This is a genomic window from Paraburkholderia graminis (genome assembly GCF_003330785.1).
GTDB lineage: Bacteria > Pseudomonadota > Gammaproteobacteria > Burkholderiales > Burkholderiaceae > Paraburkholderia > Paraburkholderia graminis.
Map to the genome: position 1 here is coordinate 1,608,287 of NZ_CP024935.1, position 13,549 is coordinate 1,621,835.

A 13,549-nucleotide genomic window follows, 5' to 3' on the forward strand; every position below is an offset into this window, starting at 1 on the left:
CGAGTGGACATGACCGGGCACGACGTGATCGCCGATCAAGCCGGCATCGAGCTCGTTGCGTTGGAGTCGTCACAGCCGCCAGTGATTCGAGGCACCCGCCTCACGCGGCGCGAGCGTCCTCGGACTTGCGGCCCGGTACTGCGTCGAGCAACGTGCGTGTGTACGGATGCTGCGGCGCACGCCAGATCTCGCGATGGTCGCCGCTTTCGACAATCCGTCCGGCCTGCATCACATGCACCCGGTCGGCGATATAGCGCACCACCGACAGATCGTGCGAGATGAACAGATACGCAAGTCCGAGATCGCGTTTGAGGTCGACGAGGAGGTTGAGAATCTGCGCCTGAATCGACACGTCGAGCGCGGACACCGGTTCGTCGCAGATCAGAAGATCGGGCTCCAGCACGAGCGCGCGTGCAATGCCGATGCGTTGCCGCTGGCCACCGGAAAACTCATGCGGAAAGCGCTGCTGCGCGCTGCCCGGCAAGCCCACTCGGTCGAGCATTGCCGCAATGCGCGTGCGGCGTTGCCGTGCATCGCTCACACCATTGACCACCAGAACGGTGTCGAGGATTTCGCCGACAGTACGCCGCGGATTGAGCGACGCATACGGGTCCTGAAACACCATCTGCACGTGGCGGCGCAAAGGCCGCAACTCGCGCTCGCGAAGCGGCACGAGATCGGTGCCCCGTAAGCGGATCTGGCCGCCCGAGGCCGGCACGAGCCGCAGAATGGCTTTCGACAGCGTCGACTTTCCACAACCCGACTCGCCGACCAGACCTACCGTTTCGCCGGGTGCGATCTGGAGGGACACGCCGTCCACTGCACGCAGCGTCGTCTTGCCATGACGCTGCGGATAGTCGATCCGGACATCGTGCAGCGAGAGCAACGGCGCGTCGACGCTTGCGGCGTTGTCCGCTTCGTGCCGCGCGTCGTCTTCGCTCGAGTACGGCGCGCGCGGGATCACTGAAAAGGCTGCGCTGCCGTCGTCCGATCGAACATGACGGATCTCCGGCAATTTCCAGCCGCGATAGTGCAGATCGTCGACGAGATTCAACGACGCGCCAAGCAATCCGCGCGTGTAGGCATGTTCGGGCCGCGCGAAGAGTTGCGAAGTGGCCGCCTGCTCCACCAGCCGGCCCGCCAGCATGACCGCGACGCGATCGGCGTGTTGTGCGACCACGCCCAGATCGTGCGTGATCAGCAGCAACGACATGGACAGTTCGCGTTTCAGGCCGTCCAGCAGTTCGAGAATGCGCGCCTGGATCGTGACGTCGAGCGCGGTAGTCGGTTCGTCGGCAATCAGCAGGCGCGGCCGGCATGCCACGGCCATTGCTATCATCACGCGCTGCCGTTGGCCGCCGGAAAGCTCGTGCGGATAGTCGAACACGCGCCGTTGCGGCTCGGGAATGCGCACAAGGTCGAGTAACTCCACGGCCCTCTTCCATGCCGCGGTTTTAGACAGGTTCTCGTGCTGACGCAATGTTTCGACGATCTGTGCGCCGATCGACAGAACCGGATTGAGCGAAGTCATCGGCTCCTGAAAGATCATGGAGATCTGCTGGCCGCGCACTGCGCGTATCTCAGAGGCGGACAGATCGAGCAGATCGCGGCCATCGAACCGCACGCTGCCGCTCACACGCCCCGGGCTGGGCACGAGGCGCATCAGCGATAGCGCGGTGGCCGACTTGCCGCAACCCGATTCGCCCACCAACGCGAGCGTCTCGCCCCTCGCAACCTCAAAACCGATTCCACGTACCGCTTCATGCGCGCCGAAGCTGACGCGCAAATCACGCACTTCGAGCAGGTTGTCGGCTTTGCTCACGCCTTGCGTCCTTGCGTTCATGGTCAGGTACGCTCCCGCAAACGCGGATTCAACGCGTCGTTCAGGCCGTCCCCGAGGAGGTTCAACGCCAACACGGCGACGACGATCGCGGTGCCCGGAACCGCCGTCAAATACCACGCCGTTCGCAACGAATCGCGCCCCGCGCCGATCATGGCGCCCCAGCTCACAACATTCGGATCGCCCATGCCGAGAAACGACAGCGACGACTCGATCAGGATCGCGCTCGCCACCATCACCGAAGCGGTCACGATCACCGGCGGCAGTGCATTGGGCAAAATCTCGCCGAATATGATGCGCGCATTGCCGAAGCCCTGAGTGCGCGCCGCCAGTACGAAATCGGCCTCGCGCAGCGTGCGAAACTCGGCGCGCACGATTCGCGCAACAGTAGGCCACGACGCGACGCCGATAGCGAGCGCAATCACCTCCACACTCGGCCGGCCAATCGCAACGATCACGATCACCAGCAGGAACGAAGGAATAGTCTGGAACAGCTCGGTTACACGAACCAGCACGTTGTCGACCAGACCGCCGAAGAAGCCGCCCACCGCGCCCACCAGCGTACCGATGAGCAGCCCGATGCCAGCCGCCGACGCTCCGATCAGAAGCGACACGCGCGTACCGTGAGCAATGCCCGCCGCCACGTCGCGACCAAGGGAATCGGTGCCGAGCCAGTATTGCGGATCGCTGCCCGGCCATTCGAAAGGCGCGGCGACCATGTCGAGCGGATCGCCGGGAAACAGATGCGGTGCGGCGAGCGCCAGCACGATGAAGGCAGCGAGCAGGACAAGACCGCTCAACGCCGACGGATTGCCGGCGAGCGTGCGCAGCACGCCGCGTCCGCTGCGCCGTGACAATCCGGCCGCAGCGATCCGCTCACGGCGCTGGCCGAACAGCGCACCGGCCAGTTGACGCCGCCATGAAGACGATCCGGCAGACTGCTTCGGCGTCGTCGAAATGATATTGGAGGATTCGGAAGCCATTGCGTCTCTCAGGTGAATAACGGTTCAGCGACAGCGAACAGATTCAAAGGCACACTGCTTAGGCGATACGCGGATCGAGCCAGGCCTGCAGCAGGTCCACCAGCACGTTAGCGATAATCACCAGCAGCGAAGACAGCAGCAATACGCCGAGCAGCACGCTGAAATCGCGCGCCATCACCGCATCGAGGGCGAGACGGCCAAGGCCTGGCCAACTGAACACAGTCTCAGTGACCGCCGCGCCACCGAGCAACGTGCCGAAGTGAATGCCGACCATGGTCGTCAGCGGCATGAGTGCATTGCGCAGCACGTGACGCACCGTGACACGCCACGGGTGCAGTCCCTTGGCCTGCGCGGTGCGGACGAAATCCTGGCGCTGCACTTCGAGCATCGCCGCGCGCGTGAGCCGCGCGTAGATTGCAATGAAGAACGTCGACAGCGTCGCGGCAGGAAGCAACACGTGTTTTGCCGCATCGGCGAACCAGGCAAAGCCATGCAACTGGACGCCGAGCGTTACATTCCCGCCGCTCGGCAGCCAGCCGAGGTGCACCGAAAACAGCACGATGGCGAGCAGCCCGATCCAGAATCCAGGCGTCGAATAGAACAGTAATGCCAGCACCGACAGCACACGATCCGGCCATCGGCCTACCCAATGCGCCATGACGGCGCCGAGCGTGACGCCGACCGCGATCGCGAACGTCAATGCCACGCCCATCAGCAGCAGCGTATTGGGCAGGCGTGACAGGATCAACTGCATGACGGGCGCGTCGTAGCGCGGCGAATAGCCGAGGCTGAAGTGCGCAAGATGAGTCAGATACGACCACAACTGATGCAGCACCGGCTGGTCGAGCCCAAACTTCGCACGCAGTACCTGCATCGTCTCCGCCGTCGCCGAGCCGGATTCGCCGGCGAGCACATCGGCGGCGTCGCCGGGCATCAGCTTCAGCAGGAAGAAGTTGAAGATCACGATGCCGATCACGGTCGGCAACACCTGCCACGCTGTCCGCCGCGCAACCGCTCCGAAACGCACACTCCGGCTCATGCTGGATCTCCTGTCACGCGCTGAGAAAGACATCCGCAAGATTGCCCTCGAGGCCCTGCGCGGAAACGGTGTGGTTGCGCACGCGCCGGTTCGCCAGTGTGATCATGCGCGGCGCCACGAGGTTCAGAATGGGCAGATCGCGATACACGATCTGCTGAAACTCCTGATAGAGCGCGACGCGCTTGCCTTCGTCGGTCTCGACGGACGCGCTTTCCAGCAGCCGGTCCACCTCGGCGTTGCTGTAATGCGGCGCATTGGAGAACGGCACGCCCGGGCGGATGTTTTTCGACCAGTACAGACGCTGCACACCCACGCTCGGATCGAACAGCGTATTCACGCCGATACTCGTGAAATCGAACTGACGGTCTGCATAAACGCGTTTCAGGAACGCGGGAAGATCCTGTGAACGCACCGTCACGTCGACCCCGACGCGCGCCAATGCGGACTTCACGTAGTCAGCCTGACGGCGATACATATCGCCATAAGGCAGGAAGTCGTGCGTCAGCCGGAAGCGCACGCCGTCCTTGCGCGGATAGCCCGCCGCGTCGAGCAGTTGCTCCGCCTTCGCAATGTCGAACGCATAGGGCGAGAGCTTTGCGTCGTGATAGGGCGATCCGGGTGTGATCGGCGTCGGCGAGATGTCCGCGTAGCCATAGGCGATCGTGCGCTGCACGACCTGCGGATTGATCGCATGGGCAATGGCCTGCCGAACTTTGAGGTCCCTGAGGATGGGATGATCGAGATTGAAGTCGATCTCCGACAATGGCTCGAGAAACCGGTAGCCGCGCGTCTCGGTGACGAGTTGCGGCAATTGCGAGAGGCGCGGCAGATCGGTCAACGGCACGGGGTTTTCGCCGCCCAGGTCGAGTGCGCCGGTTTCGAAAGCCGCCGAGCGCGCCGCCGCGTCCGGAATCACCTTGAACACCAGTGCGTCGATATACGGCTTGCCGGCGTCCCAGTAGTCCGGATTGCGTTCATAGACGATGCTGGCGCCGCGTGTCCATGACTTGAAGCGGAACGGCCCTGTGCCGATCGGCGCGCTGTTGTGCGGGTTCGTCAACGGATCGCCGCTCGCGTACAGATGCCTGGGCACGATGGGAGATTCGCCTGCGGACAGCGCCTTCAGCAGGAACGGTGCGGGCTTCGACAATTCGATGATCGCGGTGCGGGCATCCGGCGTGACGACGCGTGTCACATTGGCGAAGGTGCTGCGACCGCGTGGGTGCACCGCCTTGAGCAGCTCGATTGAAAACGCAACGTCTGCCGACGTAAAGGGCTGACCGTCGTGCCATTTCACGTTCTGACGCAACGTGAAGCTGTATTGAAGACCGTCGCGACTCACTGTCCACGCAGTCGCAAGTTGCGGCTTCGGTCGCAGATCGAAGTCGTAAGCCAGCAGGCCTTCGAGTACCTTCGAACTGGCGACGAGCGCGGGGCCGGTCGTCTGAAAGATCGAGACGAGGACCGGCGGCTCAGGGTTGATCAGCATGTTCAACGTGCCGCCCCTTCTCGGCGCGACGTTGCCGCTCTGCGCGAGTGCCCATGCAGGCATGCCGGCTGACAGCGTTGCGGCCGTCGAGATCAGAAACTCACGTCGGTTAAGTCCCGCCATTTGATGCAGATCCTTTTTGTCGATGCGCTGCCTCCGGTTCGACGGCCTATTCCATCGCCGGCCATGCAGCAACGCACACGATAAAGCCGCTGCCGCGCCAAAAGAACCAACGGTTGCGCATAAGCAAAGCACGGCACCGACGATAGAACCAGGCGCGCCTCCGGGAGTTTGCTCATCTGCGCGGCGACTTCTGTCGTTAACGCTTCCCCTTTTTTCGACCGCACAAAGCAAGGCGGGCGCGGCGACCACCCGGTCATCCGCGCCCGCATTTCAACGCCGTTGTATTCAATGCACCTTGGGAAAACCGTGACGTTCGGCGAGCAGGTCCAGAATGCGGCGAGTATCGGTCACGAAGCGCTTGTCGCCCAGCACCTGTGCATCGGCAGGCGCGGGTTGTTCGTCGCCGAAAATCAGCACAGGCAGCCCCTGGTGGTCAGCGTCGAGCGCTGCGACCACTTCAGCGCGCGGACGTGCAAACGCCACCCTGCGAATGTCGAGGCGCGCGTTGCGCGGCGCATCGCTCGCGAGCAATCCTTCAATGGGCGCGCCCGCCGGACAGATGAAGCGCTCGCCCGGATACTTCGGGTCGGTGAAGCCCGGTTCCAGCAATAGCAGCAAGTCTCGTCGGCTCATGGTGTTCCGTGACGGCAAGTGGATAAAAACGAGGCACGGCCGCGCTAGAACACGCGACCTTCGGTGAGATGCGTTGTCACGCCGTTCAATTCGTAGTCGCCGATCACTCGCGCTTTGTGAAGCAGCGGATTGTGGCTGAATATGGTGCGTAGATTGCGCCAGTGGCGATCGAAGTTGTGTGAGCGCGCAGTCGCCGACGCACCACCGATTTCGAACAGCCGCTCGGCCGTATGCAGCGCGAGTTTGCTGACGACGAGCTGGGTCTTCGCGGTTGCAAGCGCGCCTTCCAGCACCAGTTCTTCGGCGTTCGCCGCGCCGTTGCGGATCGCATTCGCCGAGCGATCCAGCGTGCGTGCATTCTGCTGCACGAGCGCGTCGATCGAGTGGCTGTGCGCCGCAATGTCGCCCACCACCTGCTGCACGAAGCCATCTTCGCGCGAAGATGGAGCGGGACTGTGAAGCACCGGACGGCCATGCTGCACGACGTAGCGTCGCGCGTCGGCGAGAATATTGCGCACAATTCCCGCAGCGACGGCAACGAGATGCAACTGTCGCAACGCGCCACCGTGCCGACCCGGGAGGGTCCCGTAACCGCGTGCGGAGATCTCGTGCGCAAAGACCTGCACATTGTCGAGCAGAAGACTGCCGCTCGCTGTCATGCGCTGTCCCATGCCATCCCAATCGTCGACGACCTGAAGGCCTTCACGCGATACCGGCACAATGAACGATACGTTTTCGCCGTTCTCGTCCTGCACGTTGATCCGCGCATAGTCCGCGAACGCCGTACCGGTCGAGTAATACTTCTTGCCGGTCACGCGGAAATGCTCGCCGTCGCGCACGAGCTTCGTGACAATTTCGCCGGGCCGCGATGTGCCCAGTTCCGTCGATGCGCCGCCGAAAATCGCGCCTTGCCTTACCCGTTCGATCTGCGTGTCGTTGAACGACGAACGCGGCGACAGCAACAGTTGCTCAGTCTGATCGTAGTGAATCCGTAGAGCGTGCGCGACGTTCGACTCGTGGGCTGCCAAAGTACTCACGACATGAAAGAGATCTTCGAGCGATCCGCCAAGGCCGCCCCACTCGACTGGAAATCGCAGCACACCCAGCCCCGATGCACGAAATAGCGCGAAGCGGTCCAGCGGCAATTCGCGCCGCAGTTCGCGCCCGGCCGCATCTTCTCCGATTGCCTGCGCGAGCGCGGGCAATGCTGCAAGCGCACTTTCGAGTTTCGAGCGTTTAATGGTGTCCTGAGACGCCTGCATAGACTGGTTTCCTTTTGCTACCGCACACATCTTGAGATGGCCACGGCGGAAAGCCGCGCCACCATCGTTGACGAATTCACGCCGTATACGTGGGTTCGACGCAGCAGTATAGGTGCGCAGCTTTCGAGACAGAACCAGCGAATCAAGCTATGAATATGCGCGATTCCGAAATGCGAATCGCCGATAAGGATTGGTGAATTTGTTATTGGAGTGCCAGGCATCGAGTTCGTATTCGATGCCGGTCAGCGAGCGAGGCGCTCGGCTCCTTCATGTAGCCGCACCACTGCCGATTGCGAGTAGCGCGGCTTACCCGCGTCGCGGATGGTCAAGAAAGAAGCGAAGCATTTCGGCACTTGCGTCCGGCCCGGCAGGGTCCGTGTAACTGCCTCCTGCGTTCCCGCCTGCCCACGCGTGCCCGGCGCCATGAATGGTCCAGAGTTCTGCGTCGATGCTATCGGCGGAATGCAGTCGGCAGACAGTGCAGGCGCGCCGGTCCTGGTAGGTCCGGTGCCCTTCGCTAGGGTCGTCAGGCCGTGCAGCGAAGCCGTGCAGAAGCCGGGTCGCATTCGCGATGTTGACTGTGGCATCGGCGTCGCCGTGAAAGACGATGATGGGCCGTTTCGGTGACAAGCGCTCATTTTCTGGCGTGTGCCGTGCCCCACGCGGACGTTTGCCCCCTTTCATCGCCGCCAGCGCCGAGGGCAGATCGTGCGCGCACCCTGCCGGAAGACCGGAATGAACGCCGGCCGCGGCGTACAGTTCGGGGTATTCGGCGATCATGATCGCCGCCATTGCGCCCCCCGCAGACATGCCCGCGACATACACGCGCGTGGGATCGACGCTGTGAGTGGAGATGATTTCGCGCGTGATGCCTGCAATCAACGACGGCTCCCCGCGATCGCGCTGCTGATCGTCCGGTTTGAACCAGTTCCAGCACTTTGACGGATTCGCCTGCGGCGGTTGCACCGGATAAGCAGCGAGAAACCGATGCCGGTCGGCAAGCGCATTCATTTGTGTGCCTGCTGCGAAGTCGTCGGCGTCCTGCGTGCATCCGTGCAGCATCACCAGTAATGGCAACGGTTCGCCCACGGCCCCCGCTGGCACATACAGCCGATACTGACGGCGACCGGCGGCGTTCGCATACGCATGCGTGCCGAAATATCCGCGGTCTTCCACGTCAATGCAGTCTTCTCGTGCGCCACGCGCGGCAGTCTCACTTACGTTTGCAGGAGCGAAATCCGCCGACACTGGGCCGTTTTCTCGTCGTGCCGAGTCATTCGGTGTGCCGATGTCGCCTCGCAGCGCGCGTTGTATCGCTTCTGTCGCTTCTGCAACGCCGCGTGTACGCAGCAAGGTCATCGCATCGTGCATCGAGTTCAAAAAGCCTTCGTTGAGTTTCATTAATTTCCCACTTTCTGATGTTGGCTTCGGCCTCAGGCGGCTAGAGAATTCTGCCGGCGAGCGCCGCCTTGACGGCAGGCGAAGCGTGAAAGGCACCCAGCACGACGACGCTTTCGATAGTCGCCAGCGCGAGTTCCGGGGAAACGTCGGCAGCAATAGTGGCCAACCCAAGGACCTGAATATTCAGACGCTCGTGCGCGGCCTGGATCGCCTCCAGATCTTGTCTGGAAAAACGCTGCAGCCCGAGCACCAGCGAACGACGCGCAACCGTTTCCCGCACGACCCCCGCATGCAGCGCGAGCTGGTTGCGGATTGCCGTTCGGATCAGGTCCGTCCGGTTCGAATAAAAGCCTTCCTCGACGAGCAGATCGATCTGCCCGAGGTCAACGGGGCCGAGGTTGATCGTGATTTTTTCCGACTCGCCGCCTGCCGGGCGCGGCGTTACGACAGCAGACTGTTTTTTCATTTTTCCATCCGTACACCATCCAACGGGATGGTTATACGCGGGTTTGCCGGAGGGCGCAACGCATAAAAAGCGGGCCAGAGGCGATGGGCGGAACGTCGTTGTGCACCGGACGGCGAAGGGTTTGCCGGGGAAATAAACAGCAGCCGGTACGGCGGCATGGCTACCGCGTGAGCGTGAGGTGTGGCCCGCCGCCTGCAGCCGGCGAGCACGCGAGATGGCTCTGGCCCGAGCACCAGAAAGTCGAAGCCGCCCCTCGGATTCGGACGGCACGCGTCATTGCGGCAGACCGTAGGGGCGTCGGCCCGTCGGCTCCGCGGTCCGCCGTTGCACGCCTATTCCTGGTGACAATGCACCTTGAAGTGTCTCAGCATGGCGGGCCCGAACGCATTGCTGATGGCCACATCGGCCGCATCACGACCATATGCCATCAGAATGCGCCCAATGCGCGGTGCGTTGTTGCGAGGGTCGAACGTTTGCCAGCTGCCGCCGACGTAGGCCTGAAACCAGCCCGCGAAATCCATCGGCGCCTCTACCGGCGGCAGGCCAATGTCGCTGATATAGCCGGTGCAGTAGCGCGCCGGAATATTCATCGCACGGCATAGCGTGACGCCGAGATGCGCAAAGTCCCGGCAGACGCCTGTGCGTTCGCGGTACACATCGACTGCGGTTTTGGTCGCTCGCGCGTGTCCGTAGTCAAACCGGATATGCCGGTGCACGAAATCGCAGATTGCGAGGACCGTCTCGCGGCCCGGCGGACACTGCCCAAAGATCTTCCACGCAACATCGACCAGCAGATCGGTTTCGCAGTAGCGGCTGCCCAGCAGGAAAACCAGCGTCTCGTCGGGCAACTGTTCAACCGGATCGCGCCGACCGTCGATAGGCCGCGTTTCCATCGACTCCGGCACGTTCAGCAGCGCTGTCGTGCTCAATCCAATCCGGCCGGCGGGCGCGACGATCCGGCTGCACAGGTTGCCGTAGCCATCGCGATACTGCCTGATCGGCACCGGCGGATCGGTAACAAGCACGTCCGCCACAAGAATATCCTTCGCATGCGAAGAATGCGTGTTCAACATCAGCATCATCGGCGTCGGTCCTGGACACTCGAACGACAGCTCATATCCGACGCGAAGCTTCATCGGAGCTCCTGGTTTGACTGATCGTTGGGAGGTGCTGCGGCAGGCATTCCAAAGTGGTGGGGATGTCTGCAATAACATCATCCCACGATGCGGGGCGCTTCGCCCTGCATCAAAAACAATCGCATGCCGGTGTTGCCGGTTGGGCAGCACTTTATGAAGAATCGCCACCTATCGCCACCTCGCCGCGGCTAATCGGATGTTTGCCTGCCGGGATGCTCCCCGGCAGTCAGTCTTTGCCAGACGCCGGACGATCACACCATATCGCGTTCGGGGGCGTCCCGCGTCTGACCGGGTGATTCTCCGACCACCCGATTCCTTCCCGCGCGCTTCGCTGCATAGAGCAGCTGATCGGCGCGCGCCAGCAGCGCCCTCAAGTCCTCACCAGGCCGATACCGCGCGATCCCGGCACTGGTCGTGACGCGAAGCGTAGCCTCGATCTCATCGAAGCGCGAAGACTCCAGCACAGTACGTAAGCAATGGGATGGACGCCCCCACCCGATAACGACATCGATGTGCCAAAGTGGAAGTGTCATCAACCACTTAAACCGGAAGGGGCGCCACCATGCAGATTACGACAATTGGCATCGACCTGGCCAAGAACGTATTTCAGGTACACGGGGCGAACGAGCGTGGGAAGACGGTGCTGCGTAAGCAACTGCGGCGTGAGAAATTCGTGGAATTCTTCGCGAATCTTCCGACCTGCCTCATCGGGATGGAAGCGTGTGGCAGCTCCCACCACTGGGCTCGCAAGCTGCAGGCGCTTGGCCACACGGTTCGGCTGATGGCGCCGCAATTCGTAAAGCCCTACGTGAAAAGCAATAAAAACGACGCAGCCGATGCGCAAGCCATTTGCGAGGCTGTGACGCGACCGACGATGCGGTTTGTCCCGGTAAAAAACGTCGAGCAGCAGTCCGTACTCTCATTGCATCGCGCGCGGCAGAGCTTCATAAAGGCTCGTACGGCGCAGGCTAACCAGATTCGTGGCCTATTGGGCGAATTTGGTCTCGTTGTGCCGCAGGGCATTGCTCACATCGCCGTGCGAGTACCTACTCTGATCGAAGACGCGACCAACGAGTTGCCCGGGGTATTTCGGCAACTCATCGACCGTCTGCTTGAACACCTGAAGTTGCTCGACCGACAGGTCGATGAGATCGAGACGCAGATCAAGGCCTGGCATCGTGATAACGAGATCAGCCGACGACTTGAACAGGTGCCGGGGATCGGCCCGATCACGGCGAGCGCGCTGGCCGCGACGGTTGGTGATGCAAAGAACTTCGACAACGGGAGACAACTCGCCGCGTGGCTGGGGCTCGTACCACGGCAGCACTCCAGTGGCGGCAAAGCAAAGCTGCTTGGCATGAGTAAGCGAGGTGATGCGTACCTCAGAACATTACTCATCCGTGGAGCACGCTCGGTGATTTACCGAGTCACGCAAAGGAACGACCCAGACAGTTGGTTAGTAAAGTTGACCGCGCGTCGAAACGCAAATGTCGCAGCAGTCGCGCAGGCCAACAAGACAGCCAGAATCGTCTGGGCTCTGCTTGTTCACGACCGTCAGTTCCGGCCTGGCTACACGCCTGCTCTCGCAGTCGCGTAGCCAGGTCGGCCAGGCAAAGCAAACTTCATCGAAGCACGATCACACCACAGATTGCACAGGCAATCACGAAGTGATGGCAAGGCAGGTAAGACCGTGGTTGGCATAACCCGCGCCGGGCGAGGCACCAAGAGTGCGTGTAAGCGATCGAGGCGCCGACCAGCAAATCCCATCAGGGACAGCGAGCAGGCAACGCTTGTGTCAAAAGTCCGGATGTACGGGAGCAATCTTCCTCTTCACGTCGTCATGAACTGAGAGCTTGGCAAACCGGGGGCGTCCATGTACGCTCGGCGATCTCATACGCGAATTTGTCGTCAGCACCGGGCAGCAGAAGCACGAACTCCTCGCCGCCGATGCGCGCCACCACGTCTTTCTCGCGCACCGCGGCGCGCAGGATTGCGGCGAACTGGCGCAGCACCGCATCGCCGGCCGCATGCCCGTAACGGTCATTGATGGACTTGAAGTTGTCGATGTCGAAAGCGATCAGTGTGAGCGGATAGCTTCGCCGGTCCGCGACGCGCCGGCCCGCCACGCGTTCAAACGCGCGCCGGTTCAACGTTTCGGTGAGCGAATCGAGATCGCGTTCGAGAGTCAGCCGGTCGATTACGTCCGACATCGCGGCGGCCAGCAGCACGAGCCCCAAGACAGCGCCCATCAGGGCGAGCGACAACTGTAGCAAGACCCAGAAAATGGTTCGCGCGAACGGCGCAGCGCTATGCGGCAAGGGTTGGATCGTAGTGAGCGACGTTCTGATGAAAAAACTAACGCCGAAGATCAGCAGCACCCAGAGGAGAACGTGGTTGATGATGCGGCCATTGCAGTGTTTCCTGAAACGGATCGCGGTAAACAACATCAACAGCCCGGCGCTGAAATTCAGAATGTAGATACGCACCAGCAGGTTCGGCGTCACGAAGGAGAAGTAGTACATGCCGGCCAGCACCAGCGCGAACATCGACGCATGCGTCACCAGTCGCAGGCGAAGCCCGGCCCTGCGCATCACACCTTCCGCCAACAGTTGAATGCTCAACGCATAAAACGTTGCCGATACAAGGGCGTTCAATCGCCATTCATCAGGCAGGTGGCAGATCTGCACGGCGGAGCCGAGTGCGAAAGCAACAAACGAAGCGGCAAGAAGGCGCAGATAACGCAGTCGTCGATCATAGAACCATGCACACCCAAAACCGAATGCAAAGACGGCGGTGATGCCTGGAATGATCAATTGAATAAGTTGATTGGGCGTTATCTGAACGGACATCTAGCTCGTTCTCCGGTGCCGGCTACGACACCGACGTGCCTACGAGTTCGCGTTGCGAGGTCCCATTCTAAAGGCGCTGCAACCGTCGGGAGAACGTGCAGATGCGAAGACAACCGTTGGTCTTCCGGTTGACTTCTGCATGCCCCTCCGGCGAACGACATGGCTGGCCATGCACCGGGCTTGACTTGCCGCATGCGGCTATCGACCGGTGACTTCTAGCGATACGTCCACGATTTCCGGCTCGTAGACGCTTGGAAGCGCAGTCCGGGGAATCCATCGAAGGTCATGTGATCGCCGCCCGGCAGCCTGGCCGCGGCGCGTGCATCGA

12 protein-coding genes and 1 pseudogene are annotated in these 13,549 nt (G+C 61.8%); 1 reads left to right on the top strand and 12 read right to left on the bottom strand.

The genetic code is table 11. The annotated features are described in order from the left end of the window. Positions 1-100 precede the first annotated feature (100 nt). From CUJ91_RS25355 to CUJ91_RS25400, 10 genes are all read right to left on the bottom strand, one after another. Positions 101-1,843, bottom strand: a complete 1,743-nt coding sequence (locus tag CUJ91_RS25355) for an ABC transporter ATP-binding protein (protein WP_114157452.1) — start codon at positions 1,841-1,843, stop codon at positions 101-103. Between the two features lie 2 nt (positions 1,844-1,845). After that, positions 1,846-2,823 carry an ABC transporter permease gene (locus tag CUJ91_RS25360; RefSeq protein ID WP_006051632.1) on the bottom strand — a complete coding sequence of 326 codons (978 nt, stop codon included), beginning with the start codon at positions 2,821-2,823 and terminating at the stop codon, positions 1,846-1,848. 58 nt (positions 2,824-2,881) lie between these two features. Continuing rightward, positions 2,882-3,862: an ABC transporter permease gene (locus CUJ91_RS25365; RefSeq protein ID WP_006051633.1), complete on the bottom strand. Its 981-nt coding sequence runs from the start codon at positions 3,860-3,862 to the stop codon at positions 2,882-2,884. 13 nt (positions 3,863-3,875) lie between these two features. Continuing rightward, the gene (locus CUJ91_RS25370) at positions 3,876-5,474 is read right to left on the bottom strand and encodes an ABC transporter substrate-binding protein (RefSeq protein ID WP_114157453.1); all 1,599 of its coding nucleotides are present in this window, start codon (positions 5,472-5,474) and stop codon (positions 3,876-3,878) included. A 285-nt stretch (positions 5,475-5,759) separates the two neighbouring features. Next, positions 5,760-6,107 (bottom strand): DUF3088 domain-containing protein, encoded by a 348-nt coding sequence (locus CUJ91_RS25375; protein WP_006051635.1) that lies wholly within the window; start codon positions 6,105-6,107, stop codon positions 5,760-5,762. A 44-nt stretch (positions 6,108-6,151) separates the two neighbouring features. Then, positions 6,152-7,369, bottom strand: coding sequence for an acyl-CoA dehydrogenase family protein (locus CUJ91_RS25380; RefSeq protein ID WP_114157454.1), 1,218 nt, complete (start codon positions 7,367-7,369; stop codon positions 6,152-6,154). A gap of 306 nt (positions 7,370-7,675) precedes the next feature. Next, on the bottom strand, positions 7,676-8,770 hold the full coding sequence (locus CUJ91_RS25385; RefSeq protein WP_114157455.1) for an extracellular catalytic domain type 1 short-chain-length polyhydroxyalkanoate depolymerase: 1,095 nt from the start codon (positions 8,768-8,770) through the stop codon (positions 7,676-7,678). A 40-nt stretch (positions 8,771-8,810) separates the two neighbouring features. Next, the gene (locus CUJ91_RS25390) at positions 8,811-9,236 is read right to left on the bottom strand and encodes a CopG family transcriptional regulator (RefSeq protein ID WP_006051638.1); all 426 of its coding nucleotides are present in this window, start codon (positions 9,234-9,236) and stop codon (positions 8,811-8,813) included. Positions 9,237-9,568: 332 nt separating this feature from the next. Then, a complete protein-coding gene (locus CUJ91_RS25395; protein WP_006051639.1) occupies positions 9,569-10,372 on the bottom strand; it encodes a transglutaminase-like domain-containing protein in 804 nt (267 codons plus the stop codon). 251 nt (positions 10,373-10,623) lie between these two features. Next, positions 10,624-10,905 (bottom strand): GGDEF domain-containing protein, encoded by a 282-nt coding sequence (locus CUJ91_RS25400; protein ID WP_244231024.1) that lies wholly within the window; start codon positions 10,903-10,905, stop codon positions 10,624-10,626. A gap of 29 nt (positions 10,906-10,934) precedes the next feature. On the opposite strand from CUJ91_RS25400, the gene CUJ91_RS25405 reads away from it, so the two are divergent. Beyond that, complete coding sequence (locus CUJ91_RS25405; protein ID WP_114157456.1) at positions 10,935-11,969, top strand: IS110 family RNA-guided transposase; 1,035 nt, start codon at positions 10,935-10,937, stop codon at positions 11,967-11,969. Positions 11,970-12,210: 241 nt separating this feature from the next. Here the strand turns inward: CUJ91_RS25405 and CUJ91_RS35145 are convergent, their stop codons facing one another. Together CUJ91_RS35145 and CUJ91_RS34950 are read right to left on the bottom strand one after the other, a co-directional pair. Then, positions 12,211-13,221 (bottom strand): GGDEF domain-containing protein, encoded by a 1,011-nt coding sequence (locus CUJ91_RS35145; RefSeq protein ID WP_279635431.1) that lies wholly within the window; start codon positions 13,219-13,221, stop codon positions 12,211-12,213. Positions 13,222-13,367: 146 nt separating this feature from the next. Then, positions 13,368-13,508: pseudogene (locus CUJ91_RS34950) on the bottom strand (tyrosine-type recombinase/integrase); the annotation flags it as partial. Positions 13,509-13,549 lie beyond the last annotated feature (41 nt).

Coding starts and splice junctions, on each gene's coding strand:
- CUJ91_RS25395 (WP_006051639.1), bottom strand. CDS start 10,372: ATGAAGCTTCGCGTCGGATATGAGCTGTCGTTCGAGTGTCCAGGACCG.
- CUJ91_RS25375 (WP_006051635.1), bottom strand. CDS start 6,107: ATGAGCCGACGAGACTTGCTGCTATTGCTGGAACCGGGCTTCACCGAC.
- CUJ91_RS25365 (WP_006051633.1), bottom strand. CDS start 3,862: ATGAGCCGGAGTGTGCGTTTCGGAGCGGTTGCGCGGCGGACAGCGTGG.
- CUJ91_RS25390 (WP_006051638.1), bottom strand. CDS start 9,236: ATGAAAAAACAGTCTGCTGTCGTAACGCCGCGCCCGGCAGGCGGCGAG.
- CUJ91_RS25380 (WP_114157454.1), bottom strand. CDS start 7,369: ATGCAGGCGTCTCAGGACACCATTAAACGCTCGAAACTCGAAAGTGCG.
- CUJ91_RS25385 (WP_114157455.1), bottom strand. CDS start 8,770: ATGAAACTCAACGAAGGCTTTTTGAACTCGATGCACGATGCGATGACC.
- CUJ91_RS25355 (WP_114157452.1), bottom strand. CDS start 1,843: ATGAACGCAAGGACGCAAGGCGTGAGCAAAGCCGACAACCTGCTCGAA.
- CUJ91_RS25370 (WP_114157453.1), bottom strand. CDS start 5,474: ATGGCGGGACTTAACCGACGTGAGTTTCTGATCTCGACGGCCGCAACG.
- CUJ91_RS25400 (WP_244231024.1), bottom strand. CDS start 10,905: ATGACACTTCCACTTTGGCACATCGATGTCGTTATCGGGTGGGGGCGT.
- CUJ91_RS25360 (WP_006051632.1), bottom strand. CDS start 2,823: ATGGCTTCCGAATCCTCCAATATCATTTCGACGACGCCGAAGCAGTCT.
- CUJ91_RS25405 (WP_114157456.1), top strand. CDS start 10,935: ATGCAGATTACGACAATTGGCATCGACCTGGCCAAGAACGTATTTCAG.
- CUJ91_RS35145 (WP_279635431.1), bottom strand. CDS start 13,221: ATGTCCGTTCAGATAACGCCCAATCAACTTATTCAATTGATCATTCCA.